At 38.2% G+C, this 21,710-nt stretch carries 27 protein-coding genes; 16 read left to right on the top strand and 11 right to left on the bottom strand.

The features are described 5' to 3' along the window. The first annotated feature begins 31 nt into the window (after window positions 1-31). Genes CYO92_RS01510 through radA form a run of 4 tightly spaced genes read left to right on the top strand, consistent with a single transcriptional unit; the run spans window position 32 to window position 3,200 of the window. Window positions 32-664, top strand: coding sequence for a TlpA family protein disulfide reductase (locus tag CYO92_RS01510; protein WP_103589301.1), 633 nt, complete (start codon window positions 32-34; stop codon window positions 662-664). Next, complete coding sequence (gene ftsY / locus CYO92_RS01515) at window positions 664-1,530, top strand: signal recognition particle-docking protein FtsY (protein ID WP_103589302.1); 867 nt, start codon at window positions 664-666, stop codon at window positions 1,528-1,530. The genes CYO92_RS01510 and ftsY overlap by 1 nt, the downstream gene beginning before the upstream one ends. Then, the gene (locus CYO92_RS01520; protein WP_084110091.1) at window positions 1,523-1,885 is read left to right on the top strand and encodes a VanZ family protein; all 363 of its coding nucleotides are present in this window, start codon (window positions 1,523-1,525) and stop codon (window positions 1,883-1,885) included. Before ftsY ends, CYO92_RS01520 begins: the two co-directional genes overlap by 8 nt. Continuing rightward, complete coding sequence (gene radA / locus CYO92_RS01525; protein WP_103589303.1) at window positions 1,860-3,200, top strand: DNA repair protein RadA; 1,341 nt, start codon at window positions 1,860-1,862, stop codon at window positions 3,198-3,200. The genes CYO92_RS01520 and radA overlap by 26 nt, the downstream gene beginning before the upstream one ends. A 137-nt stretch (window positions 3,201-3,337) precedes the next feature. Here the strand turns inward: radA and CYO92_RS09440 are convergent, their stop codons facing one another. From CYO92_RS09440 to fliL, 3 genes are all read right to left on the bottom strand, one after another. Continuing rightward, window positions 3,338-4,165, bottom strand: coding sequence for a polyribonucleotide nucleotidyltransferase (locus CYO92_RS09440; RefSeq protein ID WP_103589304.1), 828 nt, complete (start codon window positions 4,163-4,165; stop codon window positions 3,338-3,340). 144 nt (window positions 4,166-4,309) lie between these two features. Continuing rightward, entirely contained in the window at window positions 4,310-4,654 is a 345-nt protein-coding gene (acpS, locus tag CYO92_RS01535) for a holo-ACP synthase (RefSeq protein ID WP_103589305.1), read from the bottom strand. Continuing rightward, window positions 4,651-5,187 (bottom strand): flagellar basal body-associated protein FliL, encoded by a 537-nt coding sequence (gene fliL / locus CYO92_RS01540; protein WP_103589306.1) that lies wholly within the window; start codon window positions 5,185-5,187, stop codon window positions 4,651-4,653. Before fliL ends, acpS begins: the two co-directional genes overlap by 4 nt. Before the next feature lie 58 nt (window positions 5,188-5,245). Here fliL and ybaK point away from each other — a divergent pair, with 58 nt between their 5' ends. Continuing rightward, the gene (gene ybaK, locus CYO92_RS01545; RefSeq protein ID WP_103589307.1) at window positions 5,246-5,728 is read left to right on the top strand and encodes a Cys-tRNA(Pro) deacylase; all 483 of its coding nucleotides are present in this window, start codon (window positions 5,246-5,248) and stop codon (window positions 5,726-5,728) included. Here ybaK and CYO92_RS01550 read toward each other — a convergent pair. Together CYO92_RS01550 and CYO92_RS01555 are read right to left on the bottom strand one after the other, a co-directional pair. After that, on the bottom strand, window positions 5,717-6,703 hold the full coding sequence (locus tag CYO92_RS01550) for an SAM-dependent methyltransferase (RefSeq protein ID WP_103589308.1): 987 nt from the start codon (window positions 6,701-6,703) through the stop codon (window positions 5,717-5,719). The genes ybaK and CYO92_RS01550 overlap by 12 nt on opposite strands. Beyond that, on the bottom strand, window positions 6,700-7,308 hold the full coding sequence (locus CYO92_RS01555; RefSeq protein WP_103589309.1) for a trimeric intracellular cation channel family protein: 609 nt from the start codon (window positions 7,306-7,308) through the stop codon (window positions 6,700-6,702). Before CYO92_RS01555 ends, CYO92_RS01550 begins: the two co-directional genes overlap by 4 nt. A 117-nt stretch (window positions 7,309-7,425) precedes the next feature. Between CYO92_RS01555 and CYO92_RS01560 the strand changes: the two genes are divergently transcribed. Further along, the gene (locus CYO92_RS01560; RefSeq protein WP_103589310.1) at window positions 7,426-8,088 is read left to right on the top strand and encodes a lipid-binding SYLF domain-containing protein; all 663 of its coding nucleotides are present in this window, start codon (window positions 7,426-7,428) and stop codon (window positions 8,086-8,088) included. A gap of 91 nt (window positions 8,089-8,179) precedes the next feature. On the opposite strand, the gene CYO92_RS01565 is transcribed toward CYO92_RS01560, so the two are convergent. Beyond that, the gene (locus CYO92_RS01565; protein ID WP_002942234.1) at window positions 8,180-8,389 is read right to left on the bottom strand and encodes a hypothetical protein; all 210 of its coding nucleotides are present in this window, start codon (window positions 8,387-8,389) and stop codon (window positions 8,180-8,182) included. 150 nt (window positions 8,390-8,539) lie between these two features. Here CYO92_RS01565 and CYO92_RS01570 point away from each other — a divergent pair, with 150 nt between their 5' ends. From CYO92_RS01570 to modD, 10 genes are all read left to right on the top strand, one after another. Further along, window positions 8,540-8,986 carry a Fur family transcriptional regulator gene (locus tag CYO92_RS01570; protein ID WP_054196789.1) on the top strand — a complete coding sequence of 149 codons (447 nt, stop codon included), beginning with the start codon at window positions 8,540-8,542 and terminating at the stop codon, window positions 8,984-8,986. A gap of 101 nt (window positions 8,987-9,087) precedes the next feature. Further along, window positions 9,088-9,411, top strand: coding sequence for an HMA2 domain-containing protein (locus CYO92_RS01575; protein ID WP_021091233.1), 324 nt, complete (start codon window positions 9,088-9,090; stop codon window positions 9,409-9,411). Beyond that, window positions 9,404-10,054 (top strand): ferritin-like domain-containing protein, encoded by a 651-nt coding sequence (locus tag CYO92_RS01580; protein ID WP_103589311.1) that lies wholly within the window; start codon window positions 9,404-9,406, stop codon window positions 10,052-10,054. Before CYO92_RS01575 ends, CYO92_RS01580 begins: the two co-directional genes overlap by 8 nt. A gap of 31 nt (window positions 10,055-10,085) precedes the next feature. Next, on the top strand, window positions 10,086-10,397 hold the full coding sequence (locus tag CYO92_RS01585) for a hypothetical protein (RefSeq protein ID WP_051288446.1): 312 nt from the start codon (window positions 10,086-10,088) through the stop codon (window positions 10,395-10,397). Window positions 10,398-10,406: 9 nt separating this feature from the next. Beyond that, window positions 10,407-10,721 carry a hypothetical protein gene (locus CYO92_RS01590; protein ID WP_103589312.1) on the top strand — a complete coding sequence of 105 codons (315 nt, stop codon included), beginning with the start codon at window positions 10,407-10,409 and terminating at the stop codon, window positions 10,719-10,721. Then, window positions 10,721-11,044 (top strand): oxidoreductase, encoded by a 324-nt coding sequence (locus tag CYO92_RS01595; protein ID WP_084042187.1) that lies wholly within the window; start codon window positions 10,721-10,723, stop codon window positions 11,042-11,044. The genes CYO92_RS01590 and CYO92_RS01595 overlap by 1 nt, the downstream gene beginning before the upstream one ends. Then, window positions 11,013-13,103: a heavy metal translocating P-type ATPase gene (locus tag CYO92_RS01600; protein ID WP_429827515.1), complete on the top strand. Its 2,091-nt coding sequence runs from the start codon at window positions 11,013-11,015 to the stop codon at window positions 13,101-13,103. Before CYO92_RS01595 ends, CYO92_RS01600 begins: the two co-directional genes overlap by 32 nt. Before the next feature lie 14 nt (window positions 13,104-13,117). Beyond that, on the top strand, window positions 13,118-14,581 hold the full coding sequence (locus tag CYO92_RS01605) for an alanine/glycine:cation symporter family protein (RefSeq protein ID WP_223315349.1): 1,464 nt from the start codon (window positions 13,118-13,120) through the stop codon (window positions 14,579-14,581). Window positions 14,582-14,593: 12 nt separating this feature from the next. Continuing rightward, a complete protein-coding gene (locus tag CYO92_RS01610) occupies window positions 14,594-14,854 on the top strand; it encodes a helicase (protein WP_103589315.1) in 261 nt (86 codons plus the stop codon). Between the two features lies 1 nt (window position 14,855). After that, on the top strand, window positions 14,856-15,689 hold the full coding sequence (gene modD / locus CYO92_RS01615) for a ModD protein (protein WP_087579344.1): 834 nt from the start codon (window positions 14,856-14,858) through the stop codon (window positions 15,687-15,689). 357 nt (window positions 15,690-16,046) lie between these two features. Here the strand turns inward: modD and CYO92_RS01620 are convergent, their stop codons facing one another. From CYO92_RS01620 to CYO92_RS09285, 5 genes are all read right to left on the bottom strand, one after another. Then, a complete protein-coding gene (locus tag CYO92_RS01620; RefSeq protein WP_103589316.1) occupies window positions 16,047-17,987 on the bottom strand; it encodes a BCCT family transporter in 1,941 nt (646 codons plus the stop codon). Between the two features lie 126 nt (window positions 17,988-18,113). Then, on the bottom strand, window positions 18,114-18,593 hold the full coding sequence (locus CYO92_RS09445) for a hypothetical protein (protein WP_223315352.1): 480 nt from the start codon (window positions 18,591-18,593) through the stop codon (window positions 18,114-18,116). Beyond that, window positions 18,553-19,563 (bottom strand): DKNYY domain-containing protein, encoded by a 1,011-nt coding sequence (locus CYO92_RS01625; protein ID WP_223315350.1) that lies wholly within the window; start codon window positions 19,561-19,563, stop codon window positions 18,553-18,555. The genes CYO92_RS09445 and CYO92_RS01625 overlap by 41 nt, the downstream gene beginning before the upstream one ends. Continuing rightward, window positions 19,560-21,074: a DKNYY domain-containing protein gene (locus CYO92_RS01630; protein WP_103559241.1), complete on the bottom strand. Its 1,515-nt coding sequence runs from the start codon at window positions 21,072-21,074 to the stop codon at window positions 19,560-19,562. The genes CYO92_RS01625 and CYO92_RS01630 overlap by 4 nt, the downstream gene beginning before the upstream one ends. 400 nt (window positions 21,075-21,474) lie before the next feature. Then, window positions 21,475-21,612 (bottom strand): hypothetical protein, encoded by a 138-nt coding sequence (locus CYO92_RS09285; RefSeq protein ID WP_180997865.1) that lies wholly within the window; start codon window positions 21,610-21,612, stop codon window positions 21,475-21,477. Between the last annotated feature and the right edge of the window lie 98 nt (window positions 21,613-21,710).

A 21,710-nucleotide genomic window follows, 5' to 3' on the forward strand; every position in this document is an offset into this window, starting at 1 on the left:
TAATCCTGAAATCTTATTCAAAAGGAAATTTATGACATTAAAACGAGCAATTATAACATCACTTTGCATTTTTGCATTTTTTGGATGCGGTGACGAGAACAAGCAAAAAAAAGAGCAAAATACAAGCGAACAAACGCAGGGCAAAATTTTAGATAAAAATGCTAGCAAAGATGAAAATTTAAGCAAAGACTCACTCACTCCAAAAATGAGTGAAAATGCCCAAGACAACGAGATAAAAGAGATAAATCTAAAGCTACTAAATGGCACAACTATGCAGATTACAAAAAGAAGTAATGGCTTTGATGTAAAAGATGGCAAAAAAGCAACTCTTTACGTATTTTTCGCCACTTGGTGCCCTCCGTGCAAGGCTGAGATCCCACACTTAAACAACCTAAGCGAGAAATTTAAAAACGAACTAGATATCGTTGGTGTGCTACTTGAAGACAAAAGTGAAGATGAAGTAAAAGATTTTGCTCAAAAATATAAAATAAAATACGAAGTCGCAGTCGGCGAGGGAAATTTTTTATTTGAAAAAGCGATGGGCGGCATAAAAGGCTTGCCTGCGTCAGCACTTTTTAAAGCAAATGGCGACTATGTCCAAGGCTACATCGGTCTTGTGCCTGAAGAGATGCTTGAAAATGACATAAATAGGGCCACAAAATAATGCTTGATTTTCTAAAAAAAGGCTTTGAGAAGACTTTTGGAGCGATAAGCTCAGCGAAGAAGTCAAAAAAGATAGACAAAGAGAGCTTAGAAGAAATTTTACTTGAAGCTGACGTAGCCTATGAGATCGTGGAAGAAATTTTATACTACTTACCGCCACAAGATGAAGTAAGTAGAGCCGATCTAAGGCGCGTTATGAGCAGCTATTTTATCTACGAAAACGAACGTGTGATCGAGCCTGATAAGCCATTTGTCGATCTCATCCTCGGCGTAAATGGTGCTGGTAAGACGACAACCATCGCAAAGCTTGCAAATTTATATAAAAATAACGGCAAAAGCGTCATTTTAGGCGCTTGCGATACATTTAGAGCTGGAGCGATCGAGCAGCTACGCCAATGGTCACTTAGACTAAATGTGCCAATAGTCGCAACACAGCAAGGTCATGATCCTTCGGCTGTTGCTTACGATACGATCAGCTCAGCCCTTGCAAAAGGCATCGACCGCGTCATCTTAGACACGGCTGGCAGGCTTCAAAATCAGACAAATTTAGCAAACGAGCTAGAAAAGATCGTTCGTATTAGCAAAAAAGCTTACGAAAAGGCGCCTCACCGCAAAATTTTGATTCTTGATGGCACGCAAGGTAACGCCGGAGTTGCACAAGCAAAAGCGTTTAACGATATCATCTCGCTTGATGGTGTCATCATCACAAAGCTTGACGGCACTGCAAAGGGCGGAGCACTATTTGGCGTGGCAAGAGAGCTTGAGCTACCTATATTTTATATAGGTGTTGGTGAGAGCATGGATGATATCATCAAATTTAATCCAGACGAGTTTTTAGACGAGCTAATGGACGCCATTTTTGAGTAGGGTAAAATTTCTTAGTAAAATTTGCTTTTTCGCTGCTCTTTTGGCAATTGATTTTCTTGCATTTACTCCAAAATCTCCTACTATCATCGAAAATTCGTGGGATAAAGCAAATCATTTTTTAGCTTTTTTCGTCCTTTATATACTGCTCTACCTTGGCTATGAGTTTAAAATTTTTAAAAATTTAGCCTTACTTTTAGCCTTCGGAGTGCAAATAGAAATCGTTCAGGCGTTTTTACCAAACAGGAGCTTTAGCCTGCTTGACATCGTGGCTGACATGATCGGAGCGGCTTTTGGAGTGATAGTAGTTGAAATTTTAAAAAGGATAATTTATGGCAAAAGCAAAGCCAGTTTTTGAGTGTCAAGCCTGCGGTAATCAACAGGCAAAGTGGCTGGGCAAATGCCCACAATGTGGGGCTTGGGATAGCTTTGTCGAGCTTAGCCAGCAAGAGATAAAGATAAGCAAAGAGATAGCAAAAAGCACCGGAGTAGCCAGCAAAGCCATAAGCATAGACGAAGTTGAAATTCAAAATTTCACGAGGTTTAGCACTAAAGATAGCGAGCTAGATCTTGTTCTTGGTGGCGGTGTAGTCGAGGGCTCACTTGTGCTTATAGGCGGTAGCCCGGGCATCGGTAAATCAACATTGCTTCTAAAAATTGGCTCAAATTTAGCAAAAGACGGTAAAAAAACGCTCTATGTAAGCGGCGAAGAGAGCCAAAGCCAGATAAAAATGAGAGCTGACAGGCTAAATGCGGTGGATAAAAATTTATACCTGTTAACTGAAATTTGCCTAGAAGATATCATGCTAGAGGTGCAAAAGAGCGACTACAAGGTGCTAGTCATTGACTCCATTCAAACACTTTATAGCCAAAATATAACCTCCGCTCCAGGCTCAATCACGCAGGTTCGTGAGATCACATTTGAGCTAATGAGACTTGCAAAGAGCCAAAGTATCTGCGTTTTCATCATCGGTCATATTACTAAAGAGGGCTCGATCGCAGGGCCAAGGGTACTTGAGCATATGGTCGATGTGGTGCTTTATTTTGAGGGCGATGCAAGTAGAGAGCTGAGAATTTTACGTGGGTTTAAAAACCGCTTTGGCTCAACGAGTGAGGTTGGTATATTTGAGATGAGCCAGCACGGACTGGTGAGCGCAAACGAGGTTTCTAGTAAATTTTTCACACGTGGCGGAGCGATGAGTGGCAGTGCGATAACTATCATAATGGAAGGCTCAAGAGCGCTTAGTATCGAGATACAAGCACTCGTTTGCGAAAGTGCCTATCCAAAACGAAGCTCGACTGGCTTTGAGAGAAACCGCCTAGATATGCTGCTAGCCCTACTTGAGCGAAAGCTAGAAATTCCACTTGGGCACTACGACGTCTTTATAAACGTTTCAGGTGGCGTTAAGATAAGCGAAACTGCGGCAGATCTAGCCGTTATAGCAGCGATAATAAGTAGCTTTAAAAACCGCCCTATCAGCAAGGATAGTGTATTCATCGGTGAGCTAAGCCTAAATGGTGAGATAAGAGAAATTTTCAACCTCGACCAGCGACTAAAAGAGGCAAAAACGCAGAAATTTAAAAACGCCATCATCCCAAACAAACCGCTTGACACACAAGGGCTAAAGTGCTTTTACGCCAAAGATATCACGCAAGTGCTTGAGTGGATGTAAATTTGTCTTGCCAGCGATTTAACATCAATAATTTGCTGGCTAGGCCATATTTTTTATCTTTTGTATAAGTCTTAGGATATCTATGCTTTTCTTCGAAATTTAAATTATAAAAATTCCATTCTTTGCCTATAAAATACCTATGCCTTCTTATCCACTTTAAGCTTTGCAACTTTTTCTAAAATTTCAAACATACTCTTGCCACTATCAAATTCACTCTTTATAAATTTATAAAGCTCTTTAAATCTCTCATCAGCTTCAAACTTATAGGTTTGAGACTTTTTAGTAACTTGTATAGGTGTAAATTTCTTATCTTTGGCGTTGTCTTCTTTTTCAAGATTATCTATATTCTGAACACCTTTTTCGTTTAGCTCTTTTAATATATTAACAGCATTTTTAGCATCTTCGCCAGATAGAGTTAGATCAAATCGCTCTTTTAATACATATTTAGCCCACTCCTCTTTAAACTCATCGATGCTCATATCGCTATCAAGCAGATCAATAGTCCTTGAGTTTTTAGTAAATAGCAAATCGCTATTGCCGCGATATTCATTTAAAAATTCATTTACAGTGTATGGGGTATCTCTTAAAATTTTTGGCTTATCATTGTCTGGTTTTGCTTGCTGACCTTGTATATACTCTACAAACAAGCCCTTACTTTCATTTATGAAATTTTTAAGATCTGATAGCTGCTCGCTTGTAAAGTTAGGATCATAACCTCTAAGCTTTCCTATGATAGTGACTTTTGCTTCATCGCCTTTTGTAAAGCCAGATAGTGGATATATGTGTCTATCGTAAGCCGCGGCTTGAGATTTTCTATCAAGCCCTGCGTATTTAGGAAAGCTCATACCATATCCCATATCGTTATTAAGTATCTCGTTTATATCGTTAAATTTAAAGCCTATCTCTCTTGCTATGTTCTCTCTTGAGAGGTAGTTAGTAGTTGGGAGGTTATTAGAAATTTGCATTTTACTATCCTTAGTTTCTTTAGCTCCATTAAATCTTAATTAGAGATATCGTCTTTTCTTTAAAAAATTTTATAAAAATACATTTTTTAAATTTATTAGAAGTAGTTAAAAGATATTAAAAAGCTTTGTAAAAATGTATAAATTTTAGACAATCATCACTGCAGCTACAGCAAAACCGCCGTCGTGAGTTATGCTAAGGCTTGCTTCTTTGATATTAAAATTTGTATAAATTTTTGGGCTAAATTTTATCTTTGGTGCGTTTTTTGCGTCTTTGCTAAGCTCAATGTCCAAAAAACCACACTCTTTGCTAATACCCACACCAAGGGCTTTGCTAGCTGCTTCTTTGGCCGCCCAAAATCCAGCCAAAGTCGCATCATTTTTTGCCAGCGTGATCTCGTCATCACTAAGAAATTTTTTTAAAAAAAGCTCGCCGTAACGAGCTTTAAGTCTAGAAATTCTATCTATCTTAATGATATCAATACCTATCATTGCACCACAAAATCAGTAAAAAATATATTTTTGATGTAGCCATCATTTAGTACTTCATTTAACTTACCCACGATCTCGTCTTTTAGCCTGTCTTTGCCTTTTGCGGTGCTTACTTCTTCGTAAGTTTTTGACGAAAGTGTCCTGATGATAATATCTCTTAAAAGTGCCTTTTTCTTATCAAGCTCAGGAGTTAGCAACTCATCGCTTTGCTCCATATCAATCTTGGTTTTAAGAAATCTTGAGCCATTTTCGCTAAGCAAATTTACAATAAACTGATCAAGCGGATATATCGGTCCCATATTTGAATAGTCGTTGCTACTATGCTTTGCTTTATTTTGAGCTGGCATGGACTGCGTTTGAGTCTGAGCTGGTGTTTGCGCCATATTTGCCTCTTTTGGCTCGTCAGAACTAAGCATCAAAAACGCGACTAGCCCTCCAATAACTAGCAGCAAAACAAATATCGCAATGATAATTATCATTAATGCACCATTGCCACCTTTTTTTGCTTTTTTCTCTTCAACTTCTTCAGCCATCTTTCCTCCTTTAAGTTTTGGCTATAATTATACAAAAAATTCGCAAAAATGAGAAAAAATGATACATAAGACAAATGCTGCTAGAGCTTTAGACAAGCTAAAAATTAATTATGAAATTTTAGAGTATGAGGTCGATTTAAACGATCTTTCAGCCATTCACGTAGCAGCTAGCACCAAGCAAAATATAAAGCAAATTTATAAGACTATCGTTTGCGAGTGTGAGCCTAAAAATTTCGTTGTTGCTTGCTTACAGGGTGATTTGGAGCTTGACCTAAAGGCGCTTGCTCACGCATGCGGAGCAAAACGCTGCGAGCTTATAAATTTAAAGGATCTAGAAAAAATAACTGGCTATATTAGAGGTGGTTGCTCGCCACTTGCGATGAAAAAGCATTTTGCGACTTTTATAGACGAACGCGCTATGGAGCAAGAATACGTGTTAGTAAGCGCTGGAGTAAGAGGCAAACAAATCAAAATAGCACCAAACGATCTTTTAAAGGCTTGTGAGGCAAGTTTTGCCAATATCGCTAGGCTAGCTCTTTAAAAACTCTATAAATTTAAACTTCTCGCCTAAAAACTTGGGCGAGAGTAGAAATTTCGCCTGTTTAGCTGCATTTTCATAGGCTTGCTTGCTGCCTTTTTCAAGCACTAAAGATAAAATTTCATCCACGCCAAAGTCGCAAACCAAAGCATCATTTTGTTTTTTAAATTTAAGCATCAAAAAGCCGGCCTCACAAAAAGCCTCTTTGACCTGCTTAAAACAAAGGCTATAAGTTAGATCTGAGCTTTTAAAATATGGCGCAAGGTTTGAAATTTCAAACAATGAAAAAACTTGATGGTCTTTAAAAACTCTTAAGCTAAATTCATTTTTTGGCTCAAATTCGCCGTAGTCAAAGCTTAAAAATCTCACCTTTTTTGCCGCATTTGCAAGCTGAAGCGCAAATTTGGTGTAGCTAGTTGATATCTCGCCTTTTTTTATGCCAAATTTCTTTGCAAGGGCTAGCAAATTTTGATCCGCTCTTTGCCAGTGAAATTTTAGATCATCATCCACAAAAAGTATATTTTGTCCGTCTATCACCTCGCAACTAAATGCGTCAAGTAGCTCATTTGAGATGACAAAAATTTCATCAAACGAGCACTCGTCTAAATTTTTATAATGTCTTATTTTGACATCATTGCCAAAGCGCTTTGTAAAAGTTTCAAGCTGCTTTTTCCTTAAATTTTCGTGAGGCTCAATGATAATAAACTCTAAATTTTTTAAGATCTCTGGCTCAAGCGTAAAGATGCCTTGCGCAAAATCAGCTAGCATATCGCCTGAGTTTGCACCGATCTCCACGACCTTGCAAGAGCTAGAAATTTCGCCTTTTTTAAGCAGTTTTAAAAAATAGTTTGCAAGGCAGGCGCCAAAGAGATAGCCAACGCTTACATTTGTGTAAAAATCGCCCTTTTTACCGATATCTACGCCAAATTTATAGTAGTTTTCATTGACCCAGATATCAAAAAACTCGCTAAATTTCATAGATCAGGCAGCTTCCAGCCTCTATAAAACGCAAACATCCTAATCGTTATGCCAGCAGCAAGCAAGAGCATAGTAAAAAATATATTGGTTAGGCCTAGATGATATAGCACAAAGTAAGCAAGCCCCACACCAAGGCTTATCGTGCCGTAAAGTCCAGTGCGTAAAAACCATGGAATTTCGTTTAGCAAAATATCTCTTAAGATACCTCCACCAACGCCGTTAAAAAAGGCGATCATCATCACACCAAAGATGTTGTAGTTGTACTCAATAGCAACCATCGCGCCAACGATCGAAAAACAAATAACATCGATCGCATCGGCGAAAATAAATACAAATTTTCGCTCCAAACCTTCTCTTTTTATATGTAAATTTGCCACTCTTGAAACAATCAACATAAAAATAACAACGCTTACTGGCATATAGTGCGTAAATGAATAAACTGCCCTGCCAACGAGCATATCACGCATGATACCGCCACCAAGTGCGGTCAAAAATGCAGACAAAAAGACTCCAAGCCAGTCGCACTCCTTTTTTACTGCAAATAAAAACCCACTAAGTGCAGCTGATGCGATACCAACGTATTCGACAAAAAGTATTAAACTCATATTTTTCCCTTAAAAGGTCGCATTTTATAATGAACTCTCATAAAAAATCATTAATAATATTTTTACCATTAGTTTATTTTAGGCTATAATAACAAAAAATTTAAGGAAGGAATTTTAATGAAAAGACTATTAATCATATTTCTTGCTGGTTTATTTTTCACGCCAAACTTAAACGCTGATGTGATCCAAAATCAAAAGCTAAAAAATGCAATAAATATTTTAAATGCTTTTGGTACAAGAAATTTAAAGCCAAACACTAAATTTGAAGGCATAAAAGCGATCGCTATAATCCCTGATGTGACAAAAGCAGGCGCTGTTGTAACTGGATCAACAGGTAAAGGCGTATTTATCGCTAAAAACGATGATGGTGAATGGTCAAGTCCATTTTTTTTAAATTACACATCTGGTAGCATAGGCTTGCAGCTTGGTTACAGCTCAGCTGATATGATCATTTTATTTAAAAATTCAGAAGCTTATGCAAATTTATTTAATGCAAAAGATACGATCAGCCTAAAAGCAGAAGCAACTGGTGGCGTTGGTAATGAAGTAGCGATCACAAGTGATTTGCCTGAAATTTCAGCATTTGCTGAGGAGCGTGGCAAGACAAGTGGTGCCTTTATAGGCGTTAGCCTAGATGTGGCAAGGCTTAAAATAAATATACAAGATACAAATGATTACTATGAGCGAATGTATGATTTTGAAAATATCTACAACAATAGCCCAAAAGCTAGTAAATACACTCTGAAATTTAAAGAAATAATCTCAAAATATTTCTTATAGCTCAAAATTCTTGGCTCATTAAGTGGGTCAAGAGCTCTTTTTATTTTTACTTTTATGATTAATTTTATAGAAGTTATGGCTTAGCTTTTTGCTAAACCATAAATAGTGAAACAAAGCGTTTTTTAGGGATTGGAGAAAATTGAGTCATATACTCAAACGCTTCTTCGTAATCGCCATCTGTATATTGTGCAACTTGTTCGATAAGCTCGTAAAGCTCCTCATCGTCCATAGAATCAAAACTGCCTCTATTTTCTAAAACCTCTAACAAAACGGCGTCTAATTCGAGCTCGTCGTAAGTCATTTTATTCCTTAATTTTGATTTAAAAAATGCGACACTATACCAAAACAATCTTATAAAATACTTTACTTGAAATTCGTAAGAAATTTTATGCTTTTTTTATAAGTAAAGTTGTAAAATCCTTATATTCATTATCATTTTAGTTAGGTTTTTGTGGATAATTTTGAACTATTTTATAAGCATTTTAAAGAGTTTTTGGAAGCCTTTGGGCAAAAAAGCTCAGAGTTAAAAGAACAAATTTTGCATGTACTTTTCATTAGTAACTCTCATCTAAGTGCTCAAGAAATTTCTTCAGAAATTTACAAAATCCACAAGAATGAAATTTCAATGACATCAATTTACTCGTTTTTAAATTTTCTCGAAATGCATCATCTTGCAAACTGCTTTGAAGAAAATGGAGTAAAGAAATTTGAACTAAATTTAAAATCATCGCACGATCATTTGATATGTGAAATTTGTGAAAAGATAGTTGATTTTGAAGATGAGATGATAGAGCAAAGGCAAGAGCAAATTTGCAAAGAAAAAAATTTTAGCGAGCAGTCGCATACGATGATACTTTATGGCATTTGCAGTGATTGCCAAGAGAAAAATGGAAATTAAATTTTATCATTTCATTTTACTTTTTGATAATGAAAAACAAAAAAATTTCAGATTTATTTAAGCTGTGAAATAGATAATACGCAATTAAAAAAAGGATGAAAATGGATATAAAAACACAAACTTTAGCACAAGTTGCAAGCTATTTTTCAATGATAGCTCATACAAACGGTAGACTAAGAGTAAGAGTTAGTCCAAAGATAAAAGAGCTAAGTAGCAGCGTAAATTTAGCTAGCCTAGATGATGTGATAGCTCAAATAAATGGTATAAAAAATGTAAAATTTAACAAGCTAATCGGCTCTGTAACGATCGAATACGATCATGAAATTTTCCCTAAAAATCTCTGGGAGGATCTCTTAAAAGGGCAAAATTTGGAAGAGATTTCAACTAGAGTAAATGAAGTTGCAAAAGAAGTGAAATATGCTTAATGAACTTTTAAATGCATCATACACCAGCGAAAAAAACGCACTTAGCTTATATGAAAATTTAGCTTCGTTTGGTGATGTTTTTAACGAGATCGCAAATATCAGAAAAAATGCGATCATCTTGATAGAAAAATTTGCGAGCACACATGATTACGAGCTTGCTTGCGAAAATGAAGCTATATTTTTGCCGGCAAAAAATAAAGAAGATGCACTAATACAAGCTTTAAACTACGAGTTAGAGCTAAATAAAATGTATGAAAAATTTTGTGAAAGCTTAGACGATGAAGAGCTAAAAGATCTATTTTTTAGACTTTGGGCTACTTCAAATAACGAATATGTCACCTCTTTAAAACAACGTTTAAAAGAAATTTATAGTGGCTGTGAAATAAAAAATGAGCTAAATTTAAATGAAATTTCACAAAATTTTGAGCAAAATGGCATAACAAATATTTTAGAAAACTATCAAAACGACTTTAATGAGATAACTAAAAGCTTGCAAAATATCGCAAGTGGCAAGGCTGATAAAAGCGAGTTAGCAAAGATAACCAACAATCCAAATTTCTCGTTTTTTAGCGGACTTGCGCTTGGGGCATTAGGCATTTCAGTAGTTAGTAAAAATTTTAATAAGGATGAAGAAAATGAATAATTTACAAAATCAAACAAAGAAAGGATTTAAAATGGCATTACCATTTTTAGCAGGTTTAGCAGTAGGCGGTTTAGCAATAGCTGCTTGGAATAAAAGAGATAAGATCAAAGAGTACGCCCAAGATGGCTTTGATAAAGGCAAAGAGGCCGCAAAAGATCTTTACAAAAAAGGTAAAAGTGTTGCAAAAGATGCAAAAGACTTTATAGTAAAAGAAGAGAAAAAAGCAAAACGTGGTGCTAAAAAAGTAGAAAAAGAGGCTGAAAAAGTGGTAAAGAAAACAAGAAAACCACGCGCTAAAAAGCCAGCTGCTCCAAAAGCTATCACACCAAACGATATAGCTTAAGGATAGAGAATGCAAGAAAATAGTCTTTTTACACTTTCAAGCACAAGACTTCCATTTGATCACTTCATCAGCGGAGCTTTAATCGCTGGCATGGGTGCAGCTGCACTTGGCTTTAGCGACTATCTAAATAATAGAGCAACTAAAAAAGATATCGCTAAAAAGATAGCGAAATACGCTGTAACAGGTGGTTTTGTAGGTGCTGTTGGCATTCATGCTTCAAATTTAATAGCACAAAAAAAATATCTAAATGCAGCAGCTTTTACAGCAGCTGGTATCGGCGGTCTTTTGATAGCAGAAAAACTAATAAAATTGGAGAGTAAATAATGAACAACCCTTACATCAACGAAGAAAACGTAGCAAGTGAAACTGCAGCTAACAATGCAGCAGCTGCTCAGCCAAGCGCAATCGATAATGCAATAAACAATGCAGCTCAAAATTTACCATTTGTGCCTGAAAATTTTAATGCTGCTGGCTTTGTAAAAGGTCTAGTTTTAGGTGGTATCGCAGCTTATGTACTGACTAATCCAAAAGCACAAGAGTGCGTATTTAAAGCGATTATCAAAGGTGGCGAGCTTATAAATGCTGGCATAGAAGAACTAAAAGAGCGTTTTGAAGATGTCAAAGCAGAACTTGACTCACAAAAATAAGATCACTCTAGCTCACAAGAGTAAAAATAGAGCGAGGTTTATTTGCGAGAGCCTAAACGCTAGAAGCGACGTCAGCGCTATCGAGGCTGCGATCTCAGAGCGAACTGATGCACTAAGTGTTCGTGTAAATAAATACGCAAAAAGCATTATCGTTGAATACGATAAAAACTACGATAAAATTTTAAACTTTATCAAGAGCTATGAATTTCCAACAAAGGCAAAAGATCCAAATTTGCCAAGCAAGGCAAATATCTATAAGGCTGCTGCTGCACTTGGCATAACGCCATTTATGAGTAACAAAACTCTAAAATCAGCCGTGACTCTTTACGCCACAGCTCCAAATCTAATAGAAGGTGCAAAAGAGCTAAGGCATGAGGGTATCACTTCAAAAGTGCTTGAGGCAACTGCCATTGGTACTAGCCTAGCAATGGGCGATCATTTAGCAGCAAATAGCACAAATTTGATGATAAATATCGGCGAATATATGGAAGAAAGTGCTAGTCACAAAAGTGATGATCTCATCAAAGAGCTAGCAAAACCAAATATCGAAGAAGTCTGGGTCGAGAGAAATTTAAATGGCGAAAAGACGCTTGAAAAAGTAAAAACCGAAAATTTAAAAAAGGGCGACATCGTAGTAGTTGGAGCTGGTGAGACGATAGGCGTTGATGGTTATATCGTTGAAGGTAACGCCGATGTAAATCAAGTCTCAATGACTGGAGAGGCTGAACCTATACCAAAAGCTAGAGGTGACCGTGTTATAAGCGGCACCGTGGTTGATGAAGGTAGGATAAAAATTTGGGCTGAAAATGTAGGCAGTGATACAGCGACAGCTAGGATCAAAGAGTATATACAAACTTCACTCAATGAAAAATCAGCCATTGGTGTAAAAGCGTTAAAACTAGCTGATAAACTTGTGCCTGTTACGCTCTCGCTTGCTGGACTTTCATACATTATAAATAAAAATATGAATAGCGTTGCTAGCGTACTTCAAGCGGACTACTCTTGCGCATTAAAGCTTGCTACACCAGTTGCTTTTAAATCAAGTATCTCAAAAGCAGGCAGAAATGGCATTCTTGTAAAAGGTGCAAAAGCGATCGAAGCTTTAAGCTCAGTTGACACTTTTGTATTTGATAAGACCGGCACTCTTACACATGGACGCCTAAGTGTAGTTGAAATTTACTCATTTAAAAAAGGCTTTTCTCAAAATGATATATTAAATTTAACTGCAAGTGCCGAGGAGCACTACTTTCATCCAGTAGCCGAAGCAATAGTTGAAGCTGCAAACAAGCGTGGTTTCCACCATATTCATCACGATGAAGTCGAATTTATCGTAGCTCATGGCGTAAAAACTGCGATGCACGGCAAAGAGGTAGTTATCGGCAGTAGACACTTTTTAGAAGATGACGAGATGATAAGCTTTAAGGCTCATGAAGCTTTAATAAGTAAAGCATTAAATAGCGGCTTAACTTTACTCTACGTTGGATACGATAAAGAGCTAGTCGGAGTCATCGCTATGAAAGATGATATGAGAGAAAATGCAAAAGATATGGTGGCAAAACTACGCAGTCTTGGCGTAAAAGAGGTCGTCATGCTAAGTGGTGACATCAAAAGCAAGGCTGAAGAGGTGGCAAGAGAGCTTGGGCTTGATAGGGTCTATGCAGAGTGCTTACCAACAGATAAAGCAGCTATCATCGAAGAGCTAAAGAGCGAGGGCAAAAAAGTAGCCTTTGTGGGAGATGGCATAAATGATGCTCCAAGCCTAACTAAGGCAAATGTGGGCATAAGTATGCACAAGGGTGCTGATATAGCTAAAGCGACGGCTGATATAAGTCTTTTAAAAGACGATATCATGAGCGTAGCTCTTGTAAAAGAGCTTGCAAATAAAACAATGGATTTAATTAGCTCAAATTTCCGCTCAACAGTTGGCGTAAACACAGCTATACTAAGCGCTGCGACACTTGGTATGTTAAATCCAATAGCAACTGCCATGCTTCATAATGGCACAACGATTTGGCTTTTATTAAACTCAATGAAGGGCGTAAAATTCAAATCGAAATAAATTTGAAAGGGTAGATGGTGCTTGATAGTTTCTTAAATTTTTTAAACGGCAAAATGGACGTAGCCAACGACTTTTTATATGGATATTTTTTAGTCATTATTCTTGTGGCTACGGGAATTTATTTTAGTTATTTGACTCGTTTTGTGCAGTTTAGGATGTTTTTTGAAGCTTGCAGGGTCTTAGTAGAAAAAAAGGACAAGTACAATAAGCACCATTTAACGCCGTTTCAAGCACTTATGATCTCGACTGCTTCGCGCGTTGGCATAGGCAATATTGCTGGAATTTCAGCTGCCATCGTCGCGGGCGGTCCTGGTGCTCTTTTTTGGATGTGCTTGATGGCATTTTTAGGATCAGCTTCAGCTTTTGTAGAGAGCACACTAGCACAAATTTATAAGACAAAAGACGTTTTTGGATTTAAAGGCGGTCCAGCTTATTACATCAAAAATGGCCTTGGCATAAAGTGGCTAGCTTCGCTTTTTGCGGTGATTCTCATCATCACCTACGCGTACGGCTTTAACGGCCTTCAAAGCTATACTATGACATCAGCCTTTGAAATTTACTACGACAAAGCTGGTAGCAACGTTAGCTTTGCACAAAGTGGTCTACCTGTTGGCATCGGCCTTATACTTACGGCATTTGCAGCAGTAATGTTTTTTAGCAAAAGTCACATCATCGGCAAAGTAAGCTCATACATCGTGCCTTTTATGGCACTTGCCTACATCTCGCTAGCACTTATCGCTATCGTTTTAAATTTCAAAGAAATTCCTGATGTTATTAAGATGATTTTAGAAAATGCCTTTGATTTTAAAGCGATATTTGGCGGATTTGCCGGCAGCGTGATCGTAATAGGCATCAAAAGAGGCCTTTTCTCAAACGAAGCTGGCATGGGTTCAGCTCCAAACGCAGCAGCCGCAGCACATACTAGCCACCCAGTAAAACAAGGCCTAGTTCAAGCAATGGCAGTCTTTATAGACATGACGATATGTATCGCTTCTGGTATGATCGTGCTATTTTCACAGGCCTATCTTACGAAGCAGGCTGGATCAAGTGGTGAGGTGCTAACAGCACTTCCTCTCGTTCAAGCTGCAATGAAAGAGTATTTTGGTGAATTTGGAGTTCATTTTACCACTCTTGCAGTCGTACTTTTTGCCATCACCTCGCTTATTGGCAACTACTACTACGCTCAGGCAAATATGAAATTTTTAACCAAAAACCACAAGCTTACATTGCTATTTAAGATAACGGCCGTCGTTATGATATTTATTGGCGCTCAGATGAATTTAAAGCTCGCTTGGAATATCGCTGATATCACAATGGCTGCAATGGCAACTATCAACATCATCGCTATATTCTTACTTTCAAAAGTAGTGATAATAGCAGTCAAAGACTACGAAGCTCAAAGAAAGGCTGGGCTAAATCCAGAATTTGACCCAGAAAGCCTTGGCATCAAAAATACAAGTTGCTGGAATAAAAACTAAATGGAGAAGAATTTGAAAAACGATACAAAAATAAGTGGCAAACTACTTGACATAAATACTCACAGAAAGGTAGCAAAGGTCGGTATGGGCATCACTTTAGCCTCAGTTTGCTTAAGCGCCCTTTTTATGAAAAGAAATAAAAGCGTTAAGAAATTTCACGTTGCTTCAGGCATTGCATTTACTTGCTTTGCTCTTTATCATGCTGGACTTTATGACAATGGAATCTTTAAAAAAATGATAATAAAAGCAAAAAATGAGGTAAAAAAGGCATAAAATGATACTTAGCGACGCAGAAATTCTAAGCTATATAAATGAAGATATACCTTATTTTGATCTTACTACGTCGCTTCAAAATATCGATAAAAAAGCCTCACTTGAAATTTATTCACGTGATGAAATTTGTGTTAGCTGCGTTGATGTAGCCGCAAGTGTTGCGAGGCTACTTGGATGCGAGAGTAAAATTTTTGTGCAAAATTCTCAAATTTGCAAAGCTGGCGATGTGATCATAAAAATTTATGGCAGCTACGAAGATGTGCATAAAGCTTGGAAACTAGCTCAAGTCGCACTAGAATATGCCAGTGCCATCGCAACTTATACAAACAAAATGGCAAATGCCACAAAGAGCATCAATGAAAAATGTGAAATTTTAGCAACTAGAAAAAGCTTTCCATTTGCTAAGAAATTTTGCGTAAAAGCGGTACTTGAAGGTGGTGGTAAAATGCATAGGCTTGGGCTTAGTGATAGCATTTTATTTTTTAAAAATCATATAAAAGCTTATAGAAATTTTGATGAGTTTGTATCTCTTTTGCCAGAATTTAAAACCAAAATGGTTGAGAAAAAAATCTGCGTTGAAGCTGAAAATTTAGACGAAGCAAGCAAGCTTTTAAAAGCAAATTGCGACGTTGTTCAGTGTGATAAATTTAGCCAAGAGCTTATCAAAAACGTACTCTCTTTAAGAGATGAAATTTCGCCAAATACAATGATACTAGCAGCCGGTGGCATAAATTTAGCAAATGTAAAAGAATACGCAAAAGCCGATGCGATAGTAACGTCAGCTATGTATTCAAAAGGCGTTGCTGATATCAGCACCAGACTTGAGATTTTATAAATTTTTACAATGACCGATACAGCAAAACATCTATCAAAGTTAAAAATTTACAGAAAATGCATTTTGGCTCTGGAATTTGAACGATACGCAACAAAAAATTAACATTTTTTATTTCAAATTTATCTCATAGCTACAAGCAAAAATACAAACTAATAAAGTTAAATTTTCTAATTTGTTTTCTCTAAAAAATAAGGACACTCATATCTTGCTTTACACCACGTGCATAAAACTCAATCAAATTTTAAAATTTACAAACAAGTATATCACGCTTTTAAATTCAGTAACAAACGATAACGAGTGAGTAGAATTTAGAATTTGCCTAGAAATTTTCAAATTCCAGGCAAATTTCACTCAAATTTACTCTCTAACAACATGTAAAAACTGCATGTGTTTGCGGTATTGCTCGATGACGTCGTTTATCAGCGTGGCTTCGCTCCAGCCAAGCACGTCGTAGTCCTGACCGCCCTCTTTTAGATAGACCTCAGCCCTGTAGTAAAGATCGTCGCCGTCAAGCTCTCTGGTGTAGTCTGGGCTCTGGCTTTTGGTGAGATAGACGCCATATCTAAAGTCCATCTCGTCGCCAAGTCCGACATTTAAATTTACAAAATTTTCACCATTTGTGACCTTTGCTTCAAGGCCGTTTTTGGCAAATTCCTCTTTTAGCTCGTTAAACGCTTTTAGTACAACCTCGTTTAAAAATTTCTTGCCATCTTTCTTGCCTGGCAGCGTGATGATCGCACTTAGGCGCTCTTGCCACGGCTTTGAAAGATCACTAATAGGCATGTTGTTAAAGTTATTTGTCTCTTTTTTGGTTAGATCCACACGTAACGCCTTAAATAGCCCGTAAATGGCGCCAAGTAGCACTATGGCAAATGGTAGTGCGGTCGTGATCGTAAGTGCTTGAAGTGAGCCAAGACCGCCTGCTAGCATCAAAAATGCCGCCACGACGCCCACTGTAACGCCCCAAAAGACCTTTTGCCAAACTGGTGTATCGTCCTTGCCGTTTGAGCAAAGCATGTTCATAACGATCGCCGCAGAGTCAGCGGAAGTCACGAAAAATATGACGATCATAAAGACTGCGATGGTGCTTAGCACGCCTGAGAAGCTAAATTTCTCCAAAAACATAAAAAGTGCTGAGGCTGGGTCGGAATTTACCGTGGTCGCTAGCTCGCTAAAGCCGCCTTGCACTAAAGCGATCGCTGAGTTACCAAAAAAGCTCATCCAAGCAAAAGTAAAGCCAGTTGGCACGAGAAGCACGCCTATGACGAATTCTCTTATCGTCCTGCCTTTTGAAATTTTAGCTATAAAAAGCCCCACAAACGGCGACCAAGATAGCCACCAAGCCCAGTATAGCAGCGTCCAGCCGCCAAGCCAGCTCTCGTTTTGCCTCTCGTAGGCGTAGAGATTAAATGTATTTGAGATGAGCGTCGAGACGTAGTCGCCGCTGTTTTGTACAAACGACTTTAAAAGCTGCGTCGTATCGCCCAAAAATAGTATCAAAAACATAAAACATATAGCTAGCGCGATATTTGAGTTTGATAAAATTTTAATCCCCTTATCAACGCCGCTTGCCGCTGATATGGTAGCTGCAAAACAAAGCACTATTAGAAGCGTGATATGCATGGTCGGCAGCCCAAAAACGTGCGTAAGGCCAGCATTTACCTGAAGTACGCCGTATCCCAGCGAGGTCGCCACACCAAAAAGGGTCGCCACAACGGCAAATGTATCGATGGCGCTACCTATCTTGCCGTAAATTTTATCGCCGATGATCGGATAAAATGCCGATCTAAGCGTTAGCGGCAAGCCGTGCCTATACGAGAAAAAGGCGAGGATTAACGCCACGATAGCATAGACCGACCATGCGCCCATGCCCCAGTGAAAAAAGGTGATATTCATTGCAAGCTTTTGCGCTGCGATAGTTTGCGCGTCGCCGACCGGCGGGTTTAGATAGTGCATGAGCGGCTCAGCCACACCAAAAAACACAAGTCCTATGCCCATGCCAGCGGCAAAAAGCATAGAAAACCACGAGATATTTTTGTGCTCTGGCTTTACGTGGTCAGCCCCTAGCTTGATCTCACCAAGCTTACTAAAGCCAAGTATGATGACGCTTAGAAGTATGACGGCGACGGCTAGGATGTAAAACCAGCCAAATTTTGCCGAGATGTAATCTTGCATACCCTTAAAAAATTCATTTGAGAAATTTGGAAATATCGCTGCAAATGCTGTTATTAAAACTATCACAATAAGCGATGGGATAAATACTGAATTATTAAATTTTGATCTTTGAAATTTGATCATTTTTCCTCCTTTTTGTAATGTCAGCTTCTTTTCAAACTAACAAAAAAGAGTAAATAGGTCAAATTTTCTCTTTAAATTTTTTATGAAATTTTAAGCTTTAACCATCAAAAATAGCCACTTTGAAATTTATCTCAAGTCGCTTTTATCTCTTTTTGGTTTTGCAAGAGTTATTAGCACTATGACAAAAAAAGCGATGCCAAATGTGATATACAAGATGATCTTTGGCGAGTCAAACTCTATCCTAGATCTCGCGACCTCTTCGCCGCTTGCCTCCACTAGCTCGCCGCGCTTTATCATCTGACTGATATCTTTTGCGCTAAGCTCTTTAGACGCTCTTGTTAAAATTTCAATTACGCTAAGATCAGCCACCTCATAAACGCTATGTCTAATGCCATAAAATGGCTTTATACTGCTAAAAAAATAGACCTTATCGCCGTTTGCATAGACTGCGCCATACTCGCCATCTTTGACCAGCCCTATCTTGCGCCAAGAGCTGCTTGGGGCAAATTTATATAAAGAGACAGTTTGCGCCACTAAGTGCCTGCCGTGCTTTGAGCGTTGCCACTCACTCTTCGCCTTGCTGTAAAAAATACGCTGAGCTCTCATCTACAAAAACGTCATCATAGAGCCTTTTTAGCTCGCCTTTTAGCTGATAGTCTGAAATTTTAGCCTGCTCGTTTTTCGTGCTATCCCAAAAGTAAATTCCATCTTTGCTGGCAAAAAGAGGCCAAAACGAGTGCACGTTATCCACGCTATGAATGGCACTATAAGGCATATTTTGAGCGCTAAATTTGAACTCATTTGCAAACACCGCACCACTTTTTGGCTCAAAAAGATATTCTATATCGTGCTTAGCATCGTAGCAAATCCGGCGCGTCTCATCTCCGTAGCTTGCATCAAGCCTATAAAAGCCCATAAACAAGCTTTTGCCATCTGTGTAATATCCGCTAGCAGCGCCACTTTCTGTCGTGATGTATCTTAGCTCGCTAGAATCTGCGTCAAGCTTTTCGCCCTTGTAGTAAAGCGTAGCTCCATCTCTTGCAAAGCCAGCGTCAAATATAGGCTCTAAATTTGTGCTTTCAACCCTTTTTGTCTTGTAAAAATAAGTGCTATCATCGTAGCTTTTTATAAAGATGTGAGCAAGGTTTTTCATAATGGCACTAAATTCGCTAAATCCCGCCTCTTTCTCGCTTCTAGTGCTACAAAAATAACTTATCTTGCCGTCACTTATATAGCCATTGCCAAGCACTTTGGCACTTTTTGGATCAAGACCAGGCAAAATTTCTCTAGCGCAATAGACATGATTTTTATCAGCCGCCACATTTGAGTAGTCGTATGCGTGTTTTAGCTTTAAGACCCTAAAACTAGCCTCATCAACACCTTTTAGCTCATACTTGCCACTGCCTGAAATTTGAACGTAAATTTTACCATCTGGCGAGCGGTAAAACTCGCTACTATCTATGTTTGCAAAGCCTCTTTGATACTCGCCCTCATGCCATAGATAAAGCATCGCCAAAACAAAAAATAGCGTCAAAATGACTAAAAAATAAACAAACCTAATAGTAATTTTTCTCATGATCTATAGTCATCTATCCTTTTTTTAAGCTCGCTTTTTTGATTTTTATTTTTAAAAATAGCGCCAATTACCGAGACTATAAATGCAATGGCAAGAAATATCCAGTAGGCATATTTTTGCGAGTAATCATCAAAGTCGCTTACTGCATCGATCACCACCTCGCCCTCAGCTGGCACCATAGCGCCTTGATCTACCATTTTTACTATCTCATCTAGTTTTAAATTCTTAACATTTGGACCATAAGGACGAGTGAGAATTTCAACCACGCCAAGGTCGTTTATATCATAAACACTGATGTTAAAATGCCAGCCGTAGCCGACGTTATCAAAATAATATGTCTTATCTCCGTTTGCATAAACCGCTCCGTAGCCATCGTTTCTTACAAGCCCTATCTTTCGCCACTGCTCTTTTGTATCGAGCCTTACGATACACGTGTGGCGTGAGCTTAGGCTGTGATCATTTTTCGTGTTGTGCCAAATTTCATAGGTTTTTAGAAAATATGTCTTGCCATCACTTATCACCACGTCGCCATATAGCGGCGTTATCTCGCCTTTAAATGGATCATCTCCGTCTCTTACAAACTCGCCCTCATCTATGCTGTTATACCACTGCCACTTTCGCTCCCAGTGATAGATACCGCCTTTGCCACGAAAGAGCGCATGATAGGAGTGCTCATCTTTTAGGTTAAAAAGTGGCTCGTATGGGGCAAATTTTGGGTCAAATTCATGATCGTTTGCATAGACCATGCCAGAATTTGGCTCATACAGATAGTGAATGCGCCATATCTCGCCGATATCACGCATTTGCGGGCTAAATTTGATCCCTAGTTTTGTGCTGTCATAATAGACATTTTCTCCGTCAGTCGTGAAATGCATGCTCTTTCTGCCAGATATCTGCTCGATATATCGCATCTTGCTGGCATTTGCGCCATCTAGCTCTTTGCCCTCATGATAGACCTTTACTCCGTCGCTTGCGTAGCCAAAGCCCAAGATCGCTGCTAAATTTACGTTATCAACCTGTCTAAATTTATAGATATGAGTTTGCGCTTTAGGCGTATCAAACATTTTATGTGAGAAGATGTCCCAAAACTCTTTAAGTGCGGATATTTCAAGGTTTGTCTCGCTTACGCTATCACAAAAATATGTGATCTTGCCATCGCCAAAATAGCCGTTGCCAAGCGCTCTAACGCCATTTGGATCAAGCCCGCTCATCAAGAGGTTGCCACAATACACCGCCTCATCGCTAGCGCCAACGTTTCTGTTGTCGTATTTGCCGGTGTCAATGTATCTAAATTTGCTGGCTTTCACGCCTATTAGCTCAAATTTACCGCCACTTGGCACCATGGCATAGACCTTGTCATCTTTGACGTAAAAAAAGCTATTATTTAACTCTTTACTATCGCCAATGTCGTCATATAAAATAGTAGCTAACCCAAAGATAAAAACATAGATAGCAAAAAAGATTACAACAATAGCGATCATTACGGAAATTAGCGGATGTTTTTTTAGCATTTTAGCTCCATATCAAACAATTTTAGCGAGCTTATCATGCCAAAAAACCTTTCATACATTTAAATTTCAAAGTACCTAACCAAATATAAAATATCTAAATATCAAAAACCTAATATATGCGGATTTACCCATCCAAAATAGAAAACATGCAGCTGCCAACATAACAAAAAGCCTATAAATACTAAACTCCAACTTGAACCCATAATAGATAACTCCCAAAGCAAGAAAACAAAAATACAAGGCAGCAAGCAAATAAAATAAGTTTTTAATCCTTGCAGAAAGCCCTGACTCTTCGCTGCTTTTTGCGATGAGAATATAGGATCGCTAAGTCCCTCATTTAGCTCGGCAACTCCGGTAGCTAATAAAACCAACCAAAACAGATAACCGCCTCCACCCCGAGCTAGCAGCCATCAATCCACGCCATAACGCCGCTTGATACCACAGCATAGACTTTTACGTCATCAATGAAGCAAAATGCTCTACTATGAATGCTTTTAAAACCATTAAGATTAAATTTAGACTTTTGTGATTTTATCATATTTCTTTTTTGCCGATATCTATAAGACTCTCTTAACATATCCTAAAAAGCGAATAAGTCAAATTTTAAAATATTGAATAGCAAATTTATCGCCAAAA

Source organism: Campylobacter concisus (assembly GCF_002913715.1).
GTDB classification, from domain to species: Bacteria; Campylobacterota; Campylobacteria; order Campylobacterales; family Campylobacteraceae; genus Campylobacter_A; species Campylobacter_A concisus_AG.